General features: G+C 66.1%; 1 protein-coding gene. It reads right to left on the bottom strand.

The window, feature by feature from the left end; translation table 11 throughout:
* A partial coding sequence (locus ADK54_RS43630; protein WP_199827005.1) for a helix-turn-helix domain-containing protein occupies positions 1-196 on the bottom strand: 196 nt, incomplete at its 3' end.
* Positions 197-221 lie beyond the last annotated feature (25 nt).

Genomic DNA, 221 nt, shown 5'->3' with positions numbered 1-221 from the left:
AACTACGCAAACCGGCCCTGCCGTGAGCCCTCCAGTCCCGCCTCCAGCGTTCGACTGAGCGGACACTCACCCGCAGATCCTTCGCGATGACCGTGTTCTTCCCGCCCCGCTCAAAGCCCTCAGCCGCCAGCATCCGTACCCGTTCACGGGCGGCCTGTTCATAGGCCCTGAGCCCACCCCCTTGCGCATACCGCATACCACCGGCATAGCGCGGAACACCG

Origin of the sequence: Streptomyces sp. WM6378 (assembly GCF_001279695.1) — a bacterium.
In the GTDB taxonomy this organism is placed as follows: Bacteria; Actinomycetota; Actinomycetes; order Streptomycetales; family Streptomycetaceae; genus Streptomyces.
This window is presented reverse-complemented; position numbering and strand designations above follow the sequence as displayed.